Raw genomic sequence first — 21,580 nt, 5'->3', positions numbered from 1 at the left:
TATTCTTAAAGGAGGAATAATGTATGTTTGTCAAAGAACAAGAAAGCACGAGATATAAATTAGCACCACACGTTACGCTAGGTAGTTTAGAAGGCAGTTTGATTGGTTTAAAAGCGCAAACTGTCACCAAAATTGAAGGTGAAGGAATTATTGAATTTATTCAAGAGATTTTTAATTATCTCACGAAAGATAATGGGGTTTCAATTAAAGAGCTAGAGGAGAATTTTGAAATTGAGAGTGATCAATTAAAACATGTCCTCGAATTTTTAGTTGTGAATGGAATATGTGTTAAGACTGATATGAACTTTGATTTGACTGCGCTTTTGTCTTATGAAAGAGCCGGTAGCCAAGTATTGGTTGAAGATATACTTGATCGTTTAAAAACAGGGATTGTTGAAGTGATTACGCAGGATTATAACCCAGTTGCTGTAGAATTCATTCGTCATTTGCAAGAGGCAGGGCTCAATGTAGCACTTAAAGGAGAATTAACCAAGCAACCAGATGTGAGAGTGGCTATTGGTAATTCTCATCTAGATCCAATTTTTGAAGAAATAAATGATCTAGCATTAGAAGACCATATACCTTGGTTAAGCATTGTGCCATATGACGGACAGACATCTTGGGTAGGTCCATTTTTTATACCACATCAATCAGCTTGTTTACATTGCTATAACCTTCGAAAATCAGCAAACTTTTCTGACGAAGTATTGCGTTCAGACTTAATGAAAATTAAACCTGTAAATCCTGAAAAGAAACCGGTTTATCATATGCCGATTAATTTAGTTCAAATCGGGATTGCAATTAATTTAATTCTAGAATGGCTCACTTTAAAAGATTACGCACCAAGTGCAACACCAGGTGGATTTACAACAATTAATTTAGATGATAAGGGAGTATCTGTTCATAATCATCGTGTTTATAGAGTACCAAGATGCCCTAAGTGTTCTCCAGCTGCAGATACCGGTTTTCCTCAAGTTTGGTTTCATGGTGAGGTGAATAATTAATTATGGTTAATAAATGGACAACATTAGAAGAGTCATGGAAGATACTTGACCAATTGGCGGATCCTTATGTTGGGATAGTCCGTAGAGAGTATAGAAAACTCAGAGACGTTGATGATATATGGGGTCATTCATATGGAGCGCATGGTACAGACAGCAATATTTTATTTGGAGTACCATCTAATTCTTATAATGGGGGAGGATCTGCTAATCCAGCAGCAGCCAGATTAGCAGCTATAGGTGAAACGGTAGAAAGATATAGTGCAGCTTATTTACCTTTAAACTCTGATGTTGTATGTTTTGGAACACAAAAGGACTTAATCAATGAAGGCAAATCAGTAATTGGCTTTGATAAGTGGGAAATGTATGCTGTCACTCAATATGAAGATCCGAATTTTCCTCATAATGTATGGAATGAAGATACAAAATTATGGTGGAGAAAAGGTCATATTGCTGAAAATAATGAAGAAGTTTGGACGCCTGCTCAATTAATTCATATTGCAAACTATACTGAGTGGCCAGGAGACCCAAATATTGGTCATGCAACTAGTAATGGACTAGCTTGTGGTATTACATATCAAGAAGCGGCAATCTCAGGTTTATTTGAAACAATTGAAAGAGATGCATTTATGCTTACTTGGTACAATAAGTTAAGTTTACCGCAGATCGATATTAATACTTCACCTAGATTAAAACATTTCTATGAACGATATATTAAACCTACATCTCTTGATTTGCATTTAGTAGACATGACCGTTTTTTCTGGTGTACCTACTATTTTGGCAGTGATAAGAAATCCTCATACAGATTTAGCTCCATTTGCTATTGGCGCTGCCTCTGCTCATTCAATTGAAAGAGCATGTGAGAAAGCTGCAATAGAGGGAATGTATACAAGAACTTGGGTAAAAACAGAACAACGATTAGGGAATGCGCTAGTAGATGTAGATTATCATCGTGATATAAATAGTTTTGAAGATCATATTAAACTCTATGCGGGAACAGCTATTGTGAAAGAAGCTGATTTTTTAACTGCGAGTGAGAAATTAGTGGACGTTAAAGATTATACACCGTTTGATGATGGTTCTCCAGACATCTTATGGACTAATCTCGTCAGTCATTTATCAAAACAAGGATATCATGTAGCAACTTTTGATTTAACCAGTCCTGATATAAAAGATGCTGGTGCCTATGTCGTAAAATCAATTGTTCCTGGATATAAACCAATTGACGTTCTATATAGAGGTAGAATGTTGGGTGGAGAACGAATTTTAAAACATTCTTATCATTTAGGTTTAGTAGATAAACCTTTTAAGTTAGAAGAACTGAATCCAATACCGCATCCATTTCCTTAATTTCGTAGAAAGGTGATTAAATATATGAATAGTATTGAAAGACATGCTACTAATTTGGCTGATGTTGTGTATGGAAACGAAGCATTACGGTTTGATGATCCTTCTGAAAATTGGTTTGAGGCAACAAAAATCTATAGAGGTTCAATGGCATGGGACGCACCTGGTGTTGCAGGGCTGCTACGATCTCAAACTTTGCAAAAGATTGCAACACATGCAAGTAAAAGATTTGATGATCTACCTTTAATTTCACTACCTAAACCATTAAATACAAATATATCTTTAGACGATGTCATTAAGGGACGAAGAAGTGCAGATTATTTTAGCGGCGGGAGTGTTTCATTAGAACAACTCTCAACAGTTTTACAGAAGAGTTATGGATTGGTAGAGCGCAAAGAAGGGCCTAGACGTCCTATACCATCTGGGGGTGCGCTCTATCCTCTAGATCTATTTATTGTAGCCAACAAAGTGGATACTTTAGACAAAGGTGTTTATCATTTCGATCCGTATAGAAGAGGATTGACTAAAATGGGTGATTACTCCGAAAAAGAATTTGAGAAAATAATGTTACAAGAAGAATCAGTTCAAGATTTTGCATTTGCTGTAGTCATTTCAGCTAATTTTTGGCGTTCTCGATTTAAGTATGGACATCGTTCTTATCGCTTTGTTTTTATGGAGGCAGGACATGTCATGCAAAATATGATCATGCTATCTACTGCAGAGAAGATTAATAGTCGACCGTTCGGAGGGTTTATCGATGATGAGTTGATGGAATTGATCGGTGGATTTAATGGGGTAGATGATGCCCCAATTTATACATTGATTGCGGGTACTTAAATAAATGATTTCAATGATAGCAGCTTTAGGGATCCTCATTCACTTTTTGGGTCCCTTAAGCTCTAAAATGGTTGTTAAAATCATGAGAGCTAAATCAACACCCGATCGAAGGCTAACAACATATATCACACCTCAGAGGAGCTATGATGGACTCACCATTGTCGGAGCTTCTATATGCTGTGGAGCATTTTCTCAAGAACTCTTTGTTGAATTCTCGAATAGTAAAAATGTATTTGGCATTTTATTTTTCTTTTTGTTAGGAGTACTTTTACCATCAGTGCTATGGAAAGTAAAAAACAAAGTGATTGTATTTAAAGGTAGATATGTTGTCAATGTTGATTCAATCGTTTTTCTTCCTTTAACGGCTTTATCAGAAGAATTGATTTGGAGGTTCGTCCTTCCGGTTTTATTACTAACAAATTTTTGGGAATCTGTTGCGGTATCAATCTGTATAAGTTCAATAGGATTTGTATTGCTACATATACCATTAGGCAGTGCTAAGTCAACTGCTTATATGTCGCTTTTTACATTAATTACAGTTATTTCATACTTTGCATTTGGGATTTTAGCAGCAATAGCATTTCATGTTTCTCATAATCTATTCATTCATTTTTTTCACCCTCTCAAAGTAAAGGAATTCAAAACGAAACCTCCCGTATTATCTGAAACTGACTGGTGAGGCTTTTATAAAGGTGGTAAACCCTGTGATAATACAAGAAAAGATCAAAGAGCTTGAAGTAAAAAGAGCTCTGGCTCAGTCATGGTTTTTGGATCCAGATAAAAGAAAAATAAGTTCAAATTATGATAATAGAGAAACACCATTTACTCGATTTCTATCAGCTGAAACTTTCATTTCTTATTATCAACTAACATTCAAAAAAACACCTGTCTCTATTTTAGATATAGGATGTGGACAAGGTCAGATGCTTGAGTATATATCTAAGCAATTACCTCTAGCTGATTTGACTGGGATTGATTCATCTGAAGAAGCCATACATTGTGCAAATAAATTAAATATAAAAGCCGATTTTATTTGTACAGATATAAAAAAATTTTCATCACATGCTAAAACTTATGATGTGATTTTAATACATCTGTGTTTTGGGCTATTTGAAAATCCGATCGAATTATTAGAACAGTTACTTCCTTATTTATCAAATGAATCTATTATTTATATTGTTGATTTAAATCGAGATAGTATAGAAAGTGGATTGAGTTCAGTTCAGAGCAAAGAAGAAGAACTGTATTTATATGATCAATATCATGCCTCGTTGACATTATCTGAGTTTGAACAGTTACTCACCTATATTACCAAACCGAGAAAAGATATGATGTATAAGATTGGTACTTCTATAATTGGAGGATTTAGCCCATTTAGTATGGAATTTTTATCGTTAATAGGAAATGAAAATTTACAACAAACGTTAAGACAGGTTCCAGATGAATATAGCAGTTCAACACAGAAAGCACCTGTACTATTACATGCATGGCTTATTAAAAATTCTGGCTAAATAACTCCATATAAACATGGTCCTTTCTTTATGTGTAATTGAAAGGTTATCAGTACAGTATTCCGACTACTCTCCAAGGAGTTCGATGTGAATTTTTTCTCAATTTTTTATTCGCTAGAAACAAGTTAGAAGGGTTTTCTTTGAAGTGAGGGAGCAAAGGCAAAGGGATTAAAATGGAAGACTGCTTATTTCTTTAACGTTTACACTCTTTTCTTCTATATTAAGTATTAACCATTCTGTTTAATACAAAATGCTTTTTCGACATAGAAATGACTTAGTATAGATGGGGATCATCTTTCTAGGGAGTTCTGTTCTTCTCTCATAGTATACAGCTGCGATTATCATCAGCCCGTTCTGTTCATATTGGCTTTTCGTTTATATATAAAGGAAGAGAGAGGTACTAAAGTAAACGGTTGACGAGTACCTGTTATAAGGAGGAACTTCATTTGCATAAAAAAATTGGATATGGTATAGTTTTTATGGAAATGCTAACGATTACCGAGACAAGAGTGGGGAAACCCGCTCTTTTGTATTGAACAGGCAATTTTTGTCTCGACATTATTCATCCGTTTTCTGCTCCCCCTGCTCACATAAAGCAGGGTTTTTATGCAGAATGATTGATAAGAGCGTTTATCGAAAGCACAAGGAGGAAGAGAATGAGCAAAAAAGTAGTGGATGTCGTAAGCGAAATGGTGCAGCCAATTTTAGATGGCTTACAGCTTGAACTCGTTGATGTTGAATTTGTCAAAGAGGGTCAAAACTGGTTCCTTCGCGTGTTTATTGACTCTGATAAAGGCGTCGATATCGAAGAATGTGCCAAAGTGAGCGAAGCCTTGAGCGAAAAGCTTGATGAGGCAGATCCGATTAGCCAAAACTACTTTCTTGAAGTGTCCTCTCCTGGAGCGGAGCGCCCATTAAAGAAAAAAGCTGATTTTGAAAAAGCACTTGGAAAAAATGTTTTCATGAAAACATATGAACCAATTGATGGTGAAAAAGCATTTGAAGGTGAGCTTACAAGCTTTGATGGTGAGATTGCAACAGTGACAGTGAAGATCAAGACAAGAAAGAAAGAGATCAATATTCCATACGAAAAAATAGCTAACGCAAGATTAGCAGTTTCGTTCAATTAACCTTTTCATTGATATAAGGGGGAACCATAAAAATGAGTAGTGAGTTGTTAGATGCCCTGACTGTTCTTGAGAAAGAGAAGGGTATTAGTAAAGAAATTATTATTGAAGCGATAGAAGCTGCACTCATTTCTGCATATAAGCGTAACTTTAATCAAGCACAAAATGTTCGTGTTGATTTAAACCGCGAAACGGGAACGATTCGTGTATTTGCAAGAAAAGATGTTGTAGATGAAGTGTATGATTCTCGCCTTGAAATCTCTGTAGATGATGCAGCCAATATCAACCCGAATTACATGGTAGGTGACGTCGTTGAGATTGAAGTCACACCAAAAGACTTCGGACGCATTGCAGCTCAGACAGCGAAACAAGTGGTGACGCAGCGAGTGAGAGAAGCAGAGCGAGGTGTGATCTACACTGAGTTTATCGATCGCGAGGAAGACATTATGACGGGAATCGTTCAGCGAATTGACAGTAAATTCATTTACGTGTCACTTGGCAAAATCGAAGCCCTTCTTCCGGTCAACGAACAAATGCCAAATGAGGACTACAAACCACATGACCGCATTAAGGTGTTTATTACAAAAGTCGAAAAAACAACAAAAGGACCACAAATTTATGTGTCTAGAACACATCCAGGTCTTTTAAAGCGTTTATTTGAAATTGAAGTGCCAGAAATTTATGATGGTACTGTAGAGCTTAAATCGGTTGCTAGAGAAGCTGGGGACCGTTCTAAAATATCTGTTCGTACAGATGATCCTGATGTTGACCCAGTTGGTTCTTGTGTTGGACCAAAAGGTCAGCGTGTACAAGCAATTGTCAACGAGCTAAAAGGCGAAAAAATTGACATTGTCCATTGGTCTAATGACCCGGTTGAATTTGTTGCCAATGCATTAAGTCCATCAAAAGTACTTGATGTCATTGTAAATGAAGAAGATAAGGCGACAACAGTGATTGTCCCTGATTATCAGCTGTCGTTAGCCATTGGTAAAAGAGGTCAAAATGCTCGTCTTGCAGCAAAGCTGACTAGCTGGAAAATTGACATTAAAAGCGAAACAGATGCAAGGGAACTCGGTATTTTCCCAAGAACTGAAGACTCTGAATCTCTTTTCTTAGAGGCTGAACCAGTAGCTGAGGAATCTGACGAATAAGAGGTGATGTAAAAGGTGAATAGCCGAAAAAAAATCCCGCTTAGAAAATGTGTCGTGACGGGAGAAATGAAACCAAAGAAAGAACTGATCCGTGTTGTTCGTTCTAAAGAAGGTGAAGTCTCTGTTGACGCAACCGGAAAAATGAACGGACGCGGAGCTTACCTTTCTCTCGATAAAGAAACCATTCTTGCGGCAAAGAACAAACGCAGTTTACAGCAGCAATTTCAGACACAGATTGACGAACACATATTTGAAGAATTACTAGAACTAGCTGAAAAGGTGAAAAAACCAAATGACTCAATCTGAATGGTATCCTTTGCTTGGTCTAGCAAATCGAGCTCGTAAAGTCGTGTCAGGAGAAGATCTTGTGATCAAAGAAATTAGACATGCGCGTGCTAAGCTGGTTCTTCTTGCAGCAGATGCCTCATCGAACACAGAGAAAAAGGTATCTGACAAATGCAAATTTTATAATGTTCCGGTTAGAAAAGTTGAAGACCGCTCCGTTCTCGGACGTTCTATTGGGAAAGAAGCTCGCGTAGTTGTCGCTGTCACTGACCAAGGCTTCGCTAAGAAGCTGATAAGCTTGCTCGATTAATTTATTTGGGGGTGAACGAATGGCTAAAGTGAGAGTATATGAATACGCAAAAGCCATAGATGTTTCAAGTAAAGATATTATAGCAGCGCTTAAGAATATGAACGTGGAAGTGAACAACCACATGGCGACGCTTGAAGACGACACTGTGAAAAAGCTAGACGCTATCTACAAAAAAGCCAAAGCAAAAGAGACAGCTAACGAGAAACCCGCAGAACAAAAAAAACAATCATCTAACAAAAACAATGATAGAAAGAAGAATGACGTGCAGAATAATCAATTTAATAAAAACAAAAAAAACAACAACCAAAACAAAAACAAAAATAAACGCGGTGGGAATAACAAACCGCAGCATCAGCAAGCTAGACCTGTGAAGCCTAAGAAAGAGCTTCCTGAAAAAATTGAATTTACAAATTCAATGACAGTCGGCCAGTTGGCTGAAGAGCTTGGAAAAGAAACAGCTGAAATTATCAAAAAGCTGATGATGCTTGGTGTTATGGCAACCATTAACCAAGAGCTGGATAAAGATACAGTTGAATTAATCGCTTCTGAATATGGCGTTCCAGTAGAGGAAGTCATTATTTTAGAAGAAACTGAACTTGAAAAGTATGAAGTTGAAGATAAAGAAGAAGATATGCAAGTACGCCCTCCAGTTGTGACGATCATGGGACACGTTGACCACGGGAAAACAACGCTTCTTGACAGCATTCGTAAGACGAAAGTCGTCGAAGGCGAAGCTGGTGGAATCACGCAGCATATCGGTGCTTACCAAATTGAAGAAAACGGCAAGAAAATCACGTTCCTTGATACACCTGGACACGCAGCATTTACAACGATGCGTGCACGTGGTGCTGAGGTAACAGATACGACAATTCTGGTCGTTGCAGCAGATGATGGCGTGATGCCGCAAACGATTGAAGCCATTAACCATGCGAAAGCGGCAGAAGTGCCAATCATTGTCGCTGTCAACAAAATTGACAAACCAACAGCGAACCCTGACCGTGTGATGCAGGAATTAACTGAGCATGGTTTAGTACCAGAAGCTTGGGGCGGCGAAACGATCTTCGTTCCTCTATCTGCAAAAACAGGTGAAGGCATTGACGAATTGATCGAAATGATCCTTCTTGTCAGCGAAGTAGGAGAACTGAAAGCCAACCCAAGTCGTGCGGCAAAAGGGACTGTCATCGAGGCTGAGCTTGATAAAGGAAGAGGATCTGTTGCAACCCTTCTTGTTCAAACTGGTACACTTCATGTAGGTGACCCAATCGTTGTCGGAAATACATTTGGCCGCGTTCGTGCAATGGTTAATGACATCGGACGCCGCGTGAAAACAGCAGGACCATCTACACCTGTTGAAATCACTGGTTTAAATGATGTACCGAATGCAGGGGATCAGTTCCTCGTATTCAAAGACGAAAAAACAGCTCGTCAAGTGGGTGAGGCGCGTGCTTCGAAACAGCTTGATGAACAGCGTTCAGACAAAGCAAAATTATCTCTAGATGACCTATTTGAGCAAATCAAACAAGGTGAAGTGAAAGATATCAACTTGATCGTGAAAGCAGACGTACAAGGTTCTGCTGAAGCACTGACGGCCGCTCTTCAAAAAATTGAAGTAGAAGGCGTAAAAGTGAAAATCATCCATACGGGTGTTGGAGCGATTACAGAATCTGATATTATATTAGCAAGTGCTTCTAATGCGATCGTGATCGGATTTAACGTACGTCCTGATGGAAATGCGAAGAGCACAGCTGAAACAGAAAACGTAGATATCCGCTTACACCGCATTATTTATAAAGTCATCGATGAAATTGAAGCTGCGATGAAAGGGATGCTTGACCCTGAATATGAAGAAAAAGTCATCGGTCAAGTTGAAGTTCGTCAAACGTTCAAAGTTTCTAAAATCGGTACAATTGCTGGTGGCTATGTCACTGAAGGAACCATTACAAGAGATAGTGGTATCCGCTTAATCCGTGACGGCGTTGTTATATTTGAAGGCGAAGTCGACGTATTAAAACGATTCAAAGATGACGTGAAAGAAGTTTCACAAGGCTATGAATGTGGTATTACCATTAAGAAGTACAATGATATCCGTGAAGGTGATGTCATGGAATCATTCGTTATGCAAGAAATCGAAAGAAAATGATCGGTTATACCGAATGTGAGTGCATCATCTATGATGCCTCCTCACTGAAGGAAAAACGTGCGGTTCTTCAGCGTATATTGACAAGAACGCGCCATAAATTCAATGTAACCATGGCTGAAATGGATTACCAGGACACATGGCAGCGTACATCAATTGGAATCGCCGTGATTTCCTCCTCTCGGGTTCAAGTGGAAAAGGAATTGCAGCGTGTTTTAAGCTTTATTGATTCTTTTCCTGAAATTGAACGAACGATCACGAAAACTGAGTGGTTTTAATTAGAGGTGATAAGATCATGAGTATGAGAGCAACCCGCGTGGGTGAGCAGATGAAAAAAGAATTAGGTGACATCCTAGGCAGAAAGCTAAAAGATCCAAGAATTGGCTTTTTGACTGTAACCGATGTTGAAGTATCCGGTGATTTGCAAATTGCGAAAGTTTACATTTCTGTTCTCGGTGACGAGAAAAAAAGAGAGGAAACCTTAAAAGGCCTTGCAAAGGCTAAAGGGTATATCCGCTCTGAAATTGGCAATCGAATTAGACTTCGCAAAACACCAGAACTGCACTTTGAATTCGATGAATCCGTAGATTATGGAAATCGAATTGAAAGCCTGATTGCTGAACTAAACACAAAAGATCATGAATAAGACGTTGAAATAAGGATAGGCGATGATCGTCTGTCCTTTTTCATCGTTTATGAAAGGAGAGAACGCAGATGATAAATGGTGTTCTTTTATTACATAAAGAAAGAGGAATGACCTCTCACGACTGTGTGTTCAAAGTGAGAAAGATCTTGCATACCAAAAAAGTCGGACATACAGGCACTCTCGACCCGGAGGTATCAGGTGTTCTGCCCATTTGTATCGGAAGAGCAACGAAGATTGTCGAATACTTAACAGATAAATCGAAAACGTATGATGCAGAAATCACGATTGGCTTTTCTACAACAACAGAAGACCAAACAGGTGAGATCGTAGAAGAAGAAAAGGTGCAAAAACCCATCTCAGAAGAAGAAATTGATGCTGTGCTGAAACAGTTTCAAGGAACCATTGAACAAATTCCTCCCATGTTTTCTGCTGTGAAAATTGGCGGAAAAAAACTCTATGAATATGCAAGAGAAGGCATTGAAATTGAGCGGCCGAGCCGTGAAATTACGATTCACCGTATCGAGCGGACAACACCTGCTTTATTTGAGAATGGGAAGGTATCATTTAGATTCACCGTTTTATGCTCAAAAGGAACGTATGTCAGAACCTTAGCGGTTGATATTGGAAAGAAACTAGGGTTTCCAGCCCATATGTCACATCTCATTCGCACAGGGTCAGGTGATTTTACACTAGATGAATGCATCACCCTTGATGAGCTCCGAAATATAAGCGAGGAAGGAGCAGTAGATGAGCACCTTGTCCCGATCGAGCGCGCGCTCAATCATTTGCCGAAATGGGAGATAAATGATACATTAGCAAGTAAAGTGGAAAACGGTGCAGTCCTGCCAATGCCTGATGAATTCGCTCATTTCGCAGAGGAAGATCGTGTCGCTGTCTTTGCTCCTTCAGGCCGCTGTATGGCGATATATATGAAGCACCCGACCAAACAGAATCTGATGAAGCCGGCGAAGATCTTATCTCAGGACAAGCAATCTTAAAGAAAAGGTGACCATCTCGTGAAGACTATACATATCTCACACCCACATACATTGAATCAAAAGGATCAAGACCCGTCTGTTATGGCTTTAGGGTATTTTGACGGTGTTCACCTCGGACATCAAAAAGTTATTGACGCAGCGAAAAGAATTGCGAGAAAAGAAGGATTGGCTTTAGCAGTCATGACCTTTCATCCGCATCCATCACATGTTTTGCAAAAAGCACGTGAACCAAAGGACTTAATTACACCGCTTGAGGATAAAATTGATTTCATCGAACAGCTGGGCGCTGACTATTTATACATTGTGCAATTCAGCGAAAGCTTTGCAGCGCTGTCTCCTCAAGAGTTTGTGGATCAATATTTGGATGAGCTGAATGTGAAGCACGCAGTAGCCGGTTTTGATTTTACGTTTGGCCGTTTTGGTGCAGGCACAATGGAAACATTCGATGAGTACGGAAAAGGGCGTATCACGGCCACCATCGTTCCTAAGTTGTCCAATCAAGACCGAAAAGTCAGCTCTACACTCATACGTTCCGCATTGAAAAATGGGGATGTTGAATATGTGAGTGAGCTTTTAGGAAAACCTTATCAGCTGCGCGGTATTGTCATTCATGGAGATAAGCGAGGACGGACGATCGGCTTTCCGACTGCAAATGTCGGTTTATCTGCTGAATACATTATTCCGCCAACAGGGGTTTATGCAGTAAGAGCAGAAGTCAAAGGCAAAGTGTATGACGGTGTTTGTAACGTTGGCTATAAACCAACCTTTTATGAAAAGCGCCCTGATCAGCCTGCCATTGAAGTAAACCTCTTTGATTTTAACGAAGAAATATATGGTGAACCGATTAAATTACAGTGGTTCAAACGCATTCGCAGTGAACAAAAATTTAACGGAATCCAGGAGTTAACGGCTCAAATCAGTCAAGATAAAGAAGAAGCGATTCAGTTTTTTCAAGATCAGCTAAGGCAAACAAAAAATTCTTAGAAAAACAGCTCTACCATTTGCAAATTCAGCATATTTTTAGTATGATTATTCCTGTAGCTTTAAAACCACTTACTTGGCAGGCCGACTTCACCGACGGTTGCGAGGTAGATGGGGCTAACATGATTTGGAGGTGAAACAGGATGGCTATTACTCAAGAGCGTAAAACTCAATTAATTAATGAGTTCAAAACACACGAATCTGATACTGGATCTCCAGAAGTTCAGATCGCTGTCCTAACAGAATCAATTAACAACTTGAACGAGCATTTACGTACTCATAAGAAAGATCACCACTCACGTCGCGGTCTTTTGAAAATGGTAGGTAGACGTCGTAATCTTCTTACGTATCTACGTAATAAAGACGTAACTCGTTACCGTGAGTTAATTAACAAACTAGGCTTACGTCGATAATCGTAAAAAGCGGGAGGATTCCCGCTTTTTTATCGTATAATCACTAATATTTTATGGTTAAAATGTTGAAAGAATGGCAAAAACCCTTCTACATACACCTTTCACATTGATATGTGAAAATCATTTTGTTCATAATAAGAATTAACTAAAATTTCAAGATAAGAGAGGAGTTTTTCTCAGAATGGGACAAGAGAAACATGTCTTCACCATAGACTGGGCTGGACGTCAACTGACAGTTGAAACTGGCCAGCTTGCAAAGCAAGCAAACGGAGCGGTCCTCGTACGCTACGGAGATACAGCTGTGCTTAGCTCAGCAACAGCTTCTAAAGAACCAAAACCACTTGATTTTTTCCCGCTCACTGTGAACTACGAAGAAAGATTATACGCAGTAGGTAAAATTCCTGGAGGCTTCATTAAAAGAGAAGGCCGTCCAAGTGAAAAAGCGATCCTTGCGAGCCGCTTAATTGACAGACCAATCCGTCCATTATTTGCAGATGGATTTAGAAACGAAGTACAAGTCATTAGTATCGTCATGAGTGTGGATCAAGATTGTTCATCTGAAATGGCTGCAATGTTTGGCTCATCTTTAGCATTATGTGTGTCTGACATTCCATTTGAGGGACCAATCGCCGGCGTTACAGTAGGACGAGTTGATGGAAAGCTGATCATCAATCCAAATGTAGAGCAGCTTGAACAAAGTGACATCAACCTTGTAGTCGCTGGAACAAAAGATGCGATCAACATGGTCGAAGCTGGTGCTGATGAAGTACCAGAAGAAACAATGCTTGAAGCCATCATGTATGGTCACCAAGAGATCAAACGCTTAATCGAATTCCAAGAGGAAATTGTCAAGGCAGTCGGTAAAGCAAAAATCGATATTCCTTTATATGAAGTAGATCAAACGTTAGCAGACGAAGTAAAAGCACTTGCTGAAACAGACCTGCTGAAAGCGATTCAAGTACATGAGAAGCATGCACGTGAGGATGCAATCAGTGCTGTGAAAAAAGCTGTGGTTGAGAAATTTGAAGAAGAAGATCGCGACGAAGCGACGATTAAACAAGCGAAGGATGTATTAAACAAGCTTGTCAAAAATGAAGTTCGCCGTCTGATCACTGAAGAGAAAGTACGTCCAGATGGACGCGGTGTAGATCAAATCCGTCCACTTTCTTCAGAAGTAGGACTTCTGCCAAGAACGCACGGTTCAGGTCTATTTACAAGAGGACAAACACAGGCGCTCAGTATTTGTACATTAGGTGCACTTGGCGATGTGCAAATTCTTGACGGTCTAGGCGTTGAAGAATCGAAACGCTTCATGCACCATTACAACTTCCCGCAATTCAGTGTTGGTGAGACAGGTCCAATGCGTGGCCCAGGCCGCCGTGAAATCGGACATGGAGCGCTAGGTGAACGTGCATTAGAACCAGTGATCCCATCTGAAAAAGATTTCCCTTATACGGTTCGCCTTGTGTCTGAGGTACTAGAATCAAATGGATCTACTTCACAAGCAAGTATTTGCGCAAGCACACTTGCGATGATGGATGCGGGTGTTCCAATTAAAGCACCAGTTGCAGGGATTGCAATGGGGCTTGTGAAATCTGGTGAATACTACACAGTGCTGACAGACATTCAAGGAATGGAAGATGCACTTGGCGATATGGACTTTAAAGTTGCCGGTACATCAAAAGGTGTAACAGCGCTTCAAATGGATATCAAAATCGATGGTCTATCAAAAGACATCTTGGAGGAAGCTCTCCAACAAGCGAAAAAAGGAAGAATGGAAATCTTAGAAAGCATGCTGTCAACGATTCCTGCTTCTAGAGGAGAATTGTCTCGTTATGCACCAAAAATCTTAACGATGAAGATCAATCCTGATAAAATTCGTGATGTCATTGGACCAAGCGGTAAACAAATCAATAAAATCATTGAAGATACCGGTGTGAAAATCGATATTGAACAAGATGGTACAATCTTTATCTCTTCTACAGAAGAAGACATGAACCAAAAAGCGAAGAAAATCATTGAAGATCTTGTGAGAGAAGTTGAAGTGGGGCAACTTTACTTAGGTAAAGTAAAACGCATTGAAAAATTCGGTGCTTTCCTTGAAATCTTCAGCGGCAAAGATGGACTTGTTCATATTTCTGAGCTTGCGCTTGACCGTGTAGGCAAAGTAGAAGATGTCGTGAAGATTGGCGATGAATTACTTGTCAAAGTCACTGAAATCGATAAACAAGGCCGTGTGAACCTTTCTCGCAAAGCTGTTTTACGTGAAGAAAAGGAAAAAGAAGAAAAACAGTCTTAATGAAATGTGTTAGAAGCCAGGTATCCGTACCAGGCTTCTTTCTTTTCTTGCGCTAACAATAGTTCTAGCTTGTTTCTCCCCATCATAATTTGTGGTAAAGGGGAGGGACAGCCATTGAAAAAAACGTTACCATTCATTGTGTTTGTATTTTTACTGCTCGTGTCATATCAAACGATGAAGCAGCCGGCTGCTGTTACATATATTGAATCAATGAAAGAGCATGCTGAGGTTGCATCTGTTTCAAAAGATATTTTATATCAAGAGATTGAATCGAAGTCTTCTGACTATGAAGTGAAGGCGCAAAATGCTAAGATTGATAAAGTGTGGAAAAAGATGCCTGGTCTAAATGGACAGACAGTCAATATCGATGCCTCTTATGAAAAAATGAAAAAACAAGGGTCATTTGATGAAAAGCTGCTTGTTTTCAATGAAACAAAACCTTCTATTCATTTACACGAACTTGGTGCTGAGCCCATTTACAAGGGACATCCAGATAAAAAAATGAATGCTTTCCTCATCAACGTGGCTTGGGGTGACGAGCATTTAATCAAGATGTTAAAGACACTGGAAAAGCATCAGGTCAAGGCGACCTTTTTCTTAGAGGGCAAATGGGTGAAAAAAAGCACGGATCTTGCTAAAAAAATCGTGGCAGATGGTCATGAAATTGGAAACCATTCATACAATCACCCGGATATGCGCACACTGACAAGAGAACGAGCATTAGAGCAAATTACCAAAACGAATCGTCAAATTGAAGAATCCCTTGGAAAAAAACCGAAGTGGTTCGCCCCTCCTAGCGGCAGCTTTAAAGAAGAAACAGTGAAACTCGCTGCTGAAGAAGGAATGGAAACCATTATGTGGACGGTAGACACCATTGACTGGCAAAAACCGTCACCAGACATATTACAAAAACGGGTGCTTGGGAAAATTCACAATGGGGCGATGATATTAATGCATCCAACAGATTCGACGGCGAAAAGTCTTGACGCACTTATCACTCAAATTAAGGAAAGAGGATATGAATTAGGAACGGTTTCAGACCTCCTAAGTGAAAAAAGACATCCGTGATCCGATCTGTTTGTTGAATAGGAGGAGCAAAACTTGGTCAAAACGTATACATGCCAAAACGGAGTAAGAATTGTACTTGAAAACAATCCCACTGTAAGATCTGTCGCAATTGGCGTCTGGATTGGAACTGGTTCTAGACATGAGACACCAGAAATTAATGGAATCTCACACTTTCTGGAGCATATGTTCTTTAAAGGGACAAAGACGAGATCTGCACGTGATATCGCAGAATCCTTTGACCGCATTGGTGGTCAAGTGAATGCCTTTACGTCAAAAGAATACACTTGCTACTATGCAAAGGTGCTTGATTCACATGCTGGCTACGCCCTCGATGTATTAAGCGACATGTTCTTCCACTCCGCTTTTGATGAAGAAGAGCTGAAAAAAGAAAAAAATGTAGTCTATGAAGAAATCAAAATGTATGAGGATACACCTGATGATATCGTTCATGATCTGTTGAGCAAAGCGATTTATGGTGATCATTCTTTAGGCTTCCCGATTTTAGGAACAGAAGAAACACTTTCTACTTTTAACGGAGGCTCTCTTAGAGCTTATATGGATGAATTCTACACGCCGGACCGCGTTGTGATCTCTGTTGCAGGGAATGTGGATGACACCTTCATTCGAGAGGTTGAAAAGTTGTTCGGTTCGTATGAAACGAAAGGGAAAAAACAGCCTTTAGAAGCGCCGCAATTTCACTATGACAAGCTCACACGCAAAAAGGAAACAGAGCAAGCGCATCTATGCATGGGCTTTAATGGCCTCCCAGCTGGAGATAAAGGCATCTATGACTTAATCGTCTTAAACAATGTTCTTGGCGGAAGCATGAGCAGCCGCTTGTTCCAGGATGTAAGAGAAGACAAAGGACTCGCTTATTCCGTTTTCAGCTATCACAGTTCATTTGCAGATAACGGCATGCTGACGATTTATGGCGGGACTGGAGCGAAGCAGTTAAACCTGCTCTCTGAAACCATCTTACAAACATTAGACGTCTTAAAACGTGAGGGAATCACGCAAAAAGAGCTTGAAAACTCTAAGGAGCAAATGAAAGGGAACCTCATGCTCAGCCTTGAAAGCACAAACAGCAAGATGAGCCGAAACGGTAAAAATGAACTGCTCCTTGGCAAACATCGTACACTCGATGAAATTATTGACGAAATCAACCACGTCACATTAGACGGCGTGAATAACTTATCAAAACGAATCTTTACAGAAGATTATGCGCTCTCGCTTATTAGTCCGACGGGTGATCAGCCATCATAATGTAAACAACACGGCAGGCTTCTAAGAGGTCTGCCGTTTTATTGTATATAAAGAAGAAGGGAGCACTGCTTTCATGGAACATGAAAAACTGAAACGCCTCTCTCCGCTTCTGACACAAGCCATCTCCTTCCAGCCGATGACATCTGGCTTTTCAGGAAACCGTACTTATCTCGTCACAACATCCTCTAGTGAAAAGCTAGTGCTCAAGCTATCAAACCTCAAAACGTATTCCAGCTTTAAAAGAAAAGCGTCAGTTCAGCGAAAGTTAAAAGATCGAGGGCTTCTATGTTCTGAAGTGATGGAGATTGGAATGAATGCTGAACTTAACTGTACCTATCGTATTTTCTCCTTGATTGAAGGAGAGAATGCTAGAGCATCCATCCATCTGCTCACAAATGAAGAGCAGTATGAAATCGGGAGGCGGGCAGGCAGAGAGCTGAGTTTCATGCATACATGTCACGCACCTTCTCATGTCGCGCCATGGGATGAGAGAGTCATGGCGAAACATGAACGGTATGTACATGCCTATCAATCAAGTGGAGTAACTTTTGCTCAAGATCAATTCGTATTAGATTTTATCAAATCACATGCTGATGCGGTAAAGGCGAGACCGAACCAGTTCCAGCATGATGATTTTCATTTAGGGAATATTATCATTCAAGGAGGTGAGTATGCCGGCGTGATTGATTTTGATCAATCTGACTGGGGTGACCCGGTTCATGACTTTTATAAATTGTCCTTATTTAGTCGAGAAAGCAGTATTCCGTTTTCAGCAGGGCAACTGGATTACTATGTAAGTACGCAGGCCACAGACGATTTTTGGCTTCTTTTTTCCATCTATACAGCAATGAGCTGCTTTTCTTCTATTGTATGGACGCTTTCTTATGACCCTAAACATGTAAAAGAAATGGTGAACCGAGTGGAGAGAATGCTGGCAGACCATGATCGCTTTCATCTACTGAAACCAGCTTGGTATTCAAATTGGCATCATTCATAACTTGAAAAAGCGGGACGGTCTATTTCTTCTTGTGGCTGCATATATGATACGGAAGGGAAGTGATGCGATTTTGAGGCTAAGTGAGCTGTCAGGAAAAGAGATCGTCGATATCAAAAGAGCGGAGCGGCTTGGCGTGCTTGGACAAACCGACCTTGAAATCAATGAACTGGACGGTCAAATAACAGCACTCATCATACCTTCGGTGAAGTGGTTTGGCTTTCGAAAGCAAGGAAATGACATCCGCGTCCCGTGGAATCACATTCAAAAAATAGGATCAGATATGATCATAATCGATGTGCCTGAAGCACTTCAGCCACCCGGAGAAAAAGAGCATCCATCATAAATGGGTGCTCTTTTTCTTTTCTCTCTCCGATTTGTTCACAGGCTGAATCCTCTCCTCATATGCTAGAAGGGAGATTCAGAAAATATTACAGACTTTTTTAAATAAAGAAGGTGAACGGTCAGTATGTTGAGCGGTTTAACGGTTGCGGTGATCGGGGGAGATGCAAGGCAGCTTGAAATTATTCGCAAGCTGTCACAGCAGCATGCCAAAGTGTTTTTGGTTGGATTTGATCAGCTGGATCACGGATTTATTGGGGCTGAAAAGCTAAAAATGTCAGAACTTCCATTCGAACAGGTAGACAGTATGATCCTGCCAGTATCAGGGGCAACGGATGAAGGTGTTGTCGCGACAGTTTTCTCAAATGAACAGGTTTTACTAGAAGCAACATATTTAGAAAGAACCCCTGCCCATTGTACCTTGTACTCAGGTATTTCTAATACGTACTTAGACAATCTGGCAAAGCAGGTGAACCGAAAACTTGTGAAGCTGTTTGAGCGAGATGATATTGCCATATATAACTCTATTCCAACAGTTGAAGGGATTATCATGATGGCCATTCAGCAAACGGATTATACGATTCATGGATCACGTGTTGCTGTCCTCGGGCTCGGAAGAACAGGACTCACCATTGCCCGCACATTTCGGGCACTCGGTGCGGACGTAAAAGTAGGGGCAGCAGATACAGCGCATTTAGCGCGGGCCTTTGAAATGGGACTCGATCCATTTTCAATGGACCGGTTAAAAGAAGAAGTAACGGATGTAGATATCATCATCAATACCATTCCAAGCCTTGTATTAGATTCATCTGTCATCGTCAGTATGACACCAAAGACACTCATTTTGGATATCGCCTCCCGCCCAGGGGGAACAGACTTTGACTTTGCACAAAAACACGGAGTGAAGGCGCTTCTTGCACCAGGACTCCCGGGAATTGTTGCACCAAAGACAGCAGGGCAAATCATTGCAAAAGTGCTTTCTGGGCTCTTATGTGAACTTGCAGAGGAAAAAAGGGGGATGGAATCATGACAACATTAAAAGGGAAAAGAATCGGCTTTGGCTTAACTGGTTCCCACTGTACGTACGAAGCTGTTTATCCGCAAATCGAAGCACTTGTAAAAGAAGGAGCAGAAGTGCGTCCAGTGGTGTCATATACGGTCCAGAGTACGAATACAAGATTCGGAGATGGGGCTGACTGGATTGAGCGGATTGAGAAGCTGACTGGTTTTAAGGCGATTGACTCAATCGTGAAAGCAGAGCCGCTCGGACCTAAGCTGCCACTTGATTGTATGGTCATTGCTCCATTAACAGGGAACTCGATGGCGAAATTCGCAAATGCCATGACAGACAGCCCTGTTTTAATGGCTGCAAAAGCAACCATTCGAAATCATCGTCCTGTCGTTTTAGGAATTTCAACAAATGATGCGCTAGGCTTAAATGGTACAAATCTGATGAGGCTGATGTCGACAAAGAATATTTTCTTTATTCCATTTGGCCAAGATGATCCATTTAAAAAACCGACCTCCATGGTCGCAAACATGGATTTGCTTTCTCAAACAGTAGAAGAGGCGCTCCAGCATAGACAAATTCAGCCGATTTTAATTGGAGCAAACGAATAATAGATTCACTAGAAAATCATGAAAGATTCAAAAAAGATGCTTCAAGCCTTGCTTTTCTATGGTAAAATAAAATGTAAAAAGTCATAGGATGGCCATCCGAAAGAAAAGAATCATGGATGGGTCGGAAGGAGTTTTACTGATGGGAAGAGGATTGCATGTAGCTGTAGTTGGAGCGACTGGAGCTGTCGGTCAACAAATGTTAAAAACACTAGCTGACAGAGATTTTGAAATGGATACACTGACTCTACTATCCTCAAAACGTTCTGCTGGAACAAAAGTGACATTCAGAGGTCAAGAGTATACCGTTCAGGAAGCAACACCTGAAAGCTTTGAAGGAGTGAACATTGCATTATTCAGTGCTGGAGGAAATGTTTCCAAGGCGCTAGCTCCTGAAGCAGTCAAACGAGGTGCGATTGTTGTAGACAACACAAGTGCTTTTCGTATGGACGAAAACATCCCTCTTGTCGTACCAGAGGTAAACGAAAAAGACTTGCATGACCATCAAGGAATCATTGCAAACCCTAACTGTTCAACGATTCAAATGGTAGCGGCATTAGAACCGCTTCGTCAGGCGTATGGCATGAAAAAAGTCATCGTGTCCACTTACCAAGCCGTATCAGGTGCAGGACATGAAGCCATTGACGAACTATACAGCCAATCACAAGCCATTTTAAATAAAGAAGATGTAAAGCCGGAAGTCATGCCTTATCAAATTGCATTTAATGCGATTCCGCAAATTGATAAATTCCAAGACAATGGCTATACATTTGAAGAAATGAAAATGATCAACGAAACGAAAAAAATTATGCATATGCCAGAGCTAGAAGTAGCGGCAACATGTGTGAGACTTCCAATTGAAACAGGACATTCAGAATCTGTCTACGTCGAACTAGAATCAAATGACGCAACAGTTGACGACATTAAGTCAATTCTTAAAGATGCACCAGGCATTACACTGCAAGATGATCCGTCTCAGCAAATTTATCCAATGCCTGCAGATGCTGTTGGAAAAAACGACGTATTTGTCGGCCGCATTCGGAAAGATTTGGACCGTCCAAACGGGTTCCATATGTGGATTGTATCTGATAACCTGCTAAAAGGCGCTGCATGGAACTCAGTTCAAATTGCAGAAAGCTTAAAAGCATTAAAATTAGTTTAACATTCAATGGATGATGAGGACGAACAGAAGAGAGTTAGGCATCTTTCGCCTGCTCTCTTCTGTTACGTCAGAATGAACTTGGAGTGAAA

The 21,580-nt window shown here is 40.3% G+C and carries 23 protein-coding genes; all 23 read left to right on the top strand.

From position 1 onward, the window contains the following. Positions 1 to 23: 23 nt before the first annotated feature. The 23 genes from C6Y03_RS01525 (at position 24) to asd (ending at position 21,491) form a co-directional block, all read left to right on the top strand. Positions 24 to 1,004, top strand: a complete 981-nt coding sequence (locus C6Y03_RS01525; protein ID WP_106038737.1) for a TOMM precursor leader peptide-binding protein — start codon at positions 24 to 26, stop codon at positions 1,002 to 1,004. Between the two features lie 2 nt (positions 1,005 to 1,006). Next, positions 1,007 to 2,353: a YcaO-like family protein gene (locus C6Y03_RS01520; RefSeq protein ID WP_106038736.1), complete on the top strand. Its 1,347-nt coding sequence runs from the start codon at positions 1,007 to 1,009 to the stop codon at positions 2,351 to 2,353. A 24-nt stretch (positions 2,354 to 2,377) separates the two neighbouring features. Then, entirely contained in the window at positions 2,378 to 3,187 is an 810-nt protein-coding gene (locus tag C6Y03_RS01515) for a SagB/ThcOx family dehydrogenase (protein WP_106038735.1), read from the top strand. Between the two features lie 4 nt (positions 3,188 to 3,191). Then, positions 3,192 to 3,866 carry a CPBP family intramembrane glutamic endopeptidase gene (locus C6Y03_RS01510; protein ID WP_106030860.1) on the top strand — a complete coding sequence of 225 codons (675 nt, stop codon included), beginning with the start codon at positions 3,192 to 3,194 and terminating at the stop codon, positions 3,864 to 3,866. 25 nt (positions 3,867 to 3,891) lie between these two features. Continuing rightward, entirely contained in the window at positions 3,892 to 4,698 is an 807-nt protein-coding gene (locus C6Y03_RS01505) for a class I SAM-dependent methyltransferase (RefSeq protein WP_189318233.1), read from the top strand. Between the two features lie 656 nt (positions 4,699 to 5,354). Next, positions 5,355 to 5,828, top strand: coding sequence for a ribosome maturation factor RimP (gene rimP / locus C6Y03_RS01500; protein ID WP_003211398.1), 474 nt, complete (start codon positions 5,355 to 5,357; stop codon positions 5,826 to 5,828). Between the two features lie 32 nt (positions 5,829 to 5,860). After that, the gene (nusA, locus tag C6Y03_RS01495) at positions 5,861 to 6,976 is read left to right on the top strand and encodes a transcription termination factor NusA (RefSeq protein WP_007499530.1); all 1,116 of its coding nucleotides are present in this window, start codon (positions 5,861 to 5,863) and stop codon (positions 6,974 to 6,976) included. Positions 6,977 to 6,991: 15 nt separating this feature from the next. Beyond that, the gene (gene rnpM, locus C6Y03_RS01490; protein WP_034662290.1) at positions 6,992 to 7,282 is read left to right on the top strand and encodes an RNase P modulator RnpM; all 291 of its coding nucleotides are present in this window, start codon (positions 6,992 to 6,994) and stop codon (positions 7,280 to 7,282) included. Continuing rightward, a complete protein-coding gene (locus C6Y03_RS01485; RefSeq protein ID WP_034662287.1) occupies positions 7,269 to 7,571 on the top strand; it encodes a YlxQ family RNA-binding protein in 303 nt (100 codons plus the stop codon). The genes rnpM and C6Y03_RS01485 overlap by 14 nt, the downstream gene beginning before the upstream one ends. A gap of 19 nt (positions 7,572 to 7,590) precedes the next feature. Then, positions 7,591 to 9,711 carry a translation initiation factor IF-2 gene (gene infB / locus C6Y03_RS01480; protein WP_106038734.1) on the top strand — a complete coding sequence of 707 codons (2,121 nt, stop codon included), beginning with the start codon at positions 7,591 to 7,593 and terminating at the stop codon, positions 9,709 to 9,711. Beyond that, a complete protein-coding gene (locus tag C6Y03_RS01475) occupies positions 9,708 to 9,986 on the top strand; it encodes a DUF503 domain-containing protein (RefSeq protein ID WP_012009994.1) in 279 nt (92 codons plus the stop codon). The genes infB and C6Y03_RS01475 overlap by 4 nt, the downstream gene beginning before the upstream one ends. 17 nt (positions 9,987 to 10,003) lie before the next feature. Continuing rightward, complete coding sequence (gene rbfA, locus C6Y03_RS01470) at positions 10,004 to 10,354, top strand: 30S ribosome-binding factor RbfA (protein WP_007499525.1); 351 nt, start codon at positions 10,004 to 10,006, stop codon at positions 10,352 to 10,354. Positions 10,355 to 10,422: 68 nt separating this feature from the next. Next, a complete protein-coding gene (gene truB / locus C6Y03_RS01465) occupies positions 10,423 to 11,352 on the top strand; it encodes a tRNA pseudouridine(55) synthase TruB (RefSeq protein WP_066030895.1) in 930 nt (309 codons plus the stop codon). Positions 11,353 to 11,370: 18 nt separating this feature from the next. Further along, positions 11,371 to 12,336 (top strand): bifunctional riboflavin kinase/FAD synthetase, encoded by a 966-nt coding sequence (gene ribF / locus C6Y03_RS01460; RefSeq protein WP_106030864.1) that lies wholly within the window; start codon positions 11,371 to 11,373, stop codon positions 12,334 to 12,336. A gap of 140 nt (positions 12,337 to 12,476) precedes the next feature. Beyond that, complete coding sequence (rpsO, locus tag C6Y03_RS01455; RefSeq protein ID WP_008354438.1) at positions 12,477 to 12,746, top strand: 30S ribosomal protein S15; 270 nt, start codon at positions 12,477 to 12,479, stop codon at positions 12,744 to 12,746. Positions 12,747 to 12,927: 181 nt separating this feature from the next. After that, positions 12,928 to 15,045, top strand: coding sequence for a polyribonucleotide nucleotidyltransferase (gene pnp, locus C6Y03_RS01450; protein WP_106038733.1), 2,118 nt, complete (start codon positions 12,928 to 12,930; stop codon positions 15,043 to 15,045). A gap of 174 nt (positions 15,046 to 15,219) precedes the next feature. Beyond that, on the top strand, positions 15,220 to 16,113 hold the full coding sequence (locus C6Y03_RS01445; protein ID WP_223250457.1) for a polysaccharide deacetylase family protein: 894 nt from the start codon (positions 15,220 to 15,222) through the stop codon (positions 16,111 to 16,113). Between the two features lie 33 nt (positions 16,114 to 16,146). Further along, positions 16,147 to 17,376: a M16 family metallopeptidase gene (locus C6Y03_RS01440; RefSeq protein ID WP_106036798.1), complete on the top strand. Its 1,230-nt coding sequence runs from the start codon at positions 16,147 to 16,149 to the stop codon at positions 17,374 to 17,376. Positions 17,377 to 17,449: 73 nt separating this feature from the next. Continuing rightward, positions 17,450 to 18,373, top strand: a complete 924-nt coding sequence (locus tag C6Y03_RS01435; protein WP_106038732.1) for an aminoglycoside phosphotransferase family protein — start codon at positions 17,450 to 17,452, stop codon at positions 18,371 to 18,373. A 70-nt stretch (positions 18,374 to 18,443) separates the two neighbouring features. After that, positions 18,444 to 18,716 (top strand): YlmC/YmxH family sporulation protein, encoded by a 273-nt coding sequence (locus C6Y03_RS01430; RefSeq protein ID WP_106038838.1) that lies wholly within the window; start codon positions 18,444 to 18,446, stop codon positions 18,714 to 18,716. A gap of 123 nt (positions 18,717 to 18,839) precedes the next feature. After that, positions 18,840 to 19,742, top strand: coding sequence for a dipicolinic acid synthetase subunit A (gene dpaA / locus C6Y03_RS01425; protein WP_003212195.1), 903 nt, complete (start codon positions 18,840 to 18,842; stop codon positions 19,740 to 19,742). Continuing rightward, positions 19,739 to 20,332 (top strand): dipicolinate synthase subunit B, encoded by a 594-nt coding sequence (gene dpaB, locus C6Y03_RS01420; protein ID WP_060596299.1) that lies wholly within the window; start codon positions 19,739 to 19,741, stop codon positions 20,330 to 20,332. The genes dpaA and dpaB overlap by 4 nt, the downstream gene beginning before the upstream one ends. Positions 20,333 to 20,471: 139 nt before the next feature. After that, a complete protein-coding gene (gene asd / locus C6Y03_RS01415) occupies positions 20,472 to 21,491 on the top strand; it encodes an aspartate-semialdehyde dehydrogenase (protein ID WP_034662256.1) in 1,020 nt (339 codons plus the stop codon). Positions 21,492 to 21,580 lie beyond the last annotated feature (89 nt).

Source organism: Bacillus sp. LNXM65 (assembly GCF_002998575.1).
Classification (GTDB): Bacteria; Bacillota; Bacilli; order Bacillales; family Bacillaceae; genus Bacillus.
The sequence above is the reverse complement of the archived record's forward strand: the minus strand, read 5'-3'. Positions and strand labels throughout refer to the sequence as shown.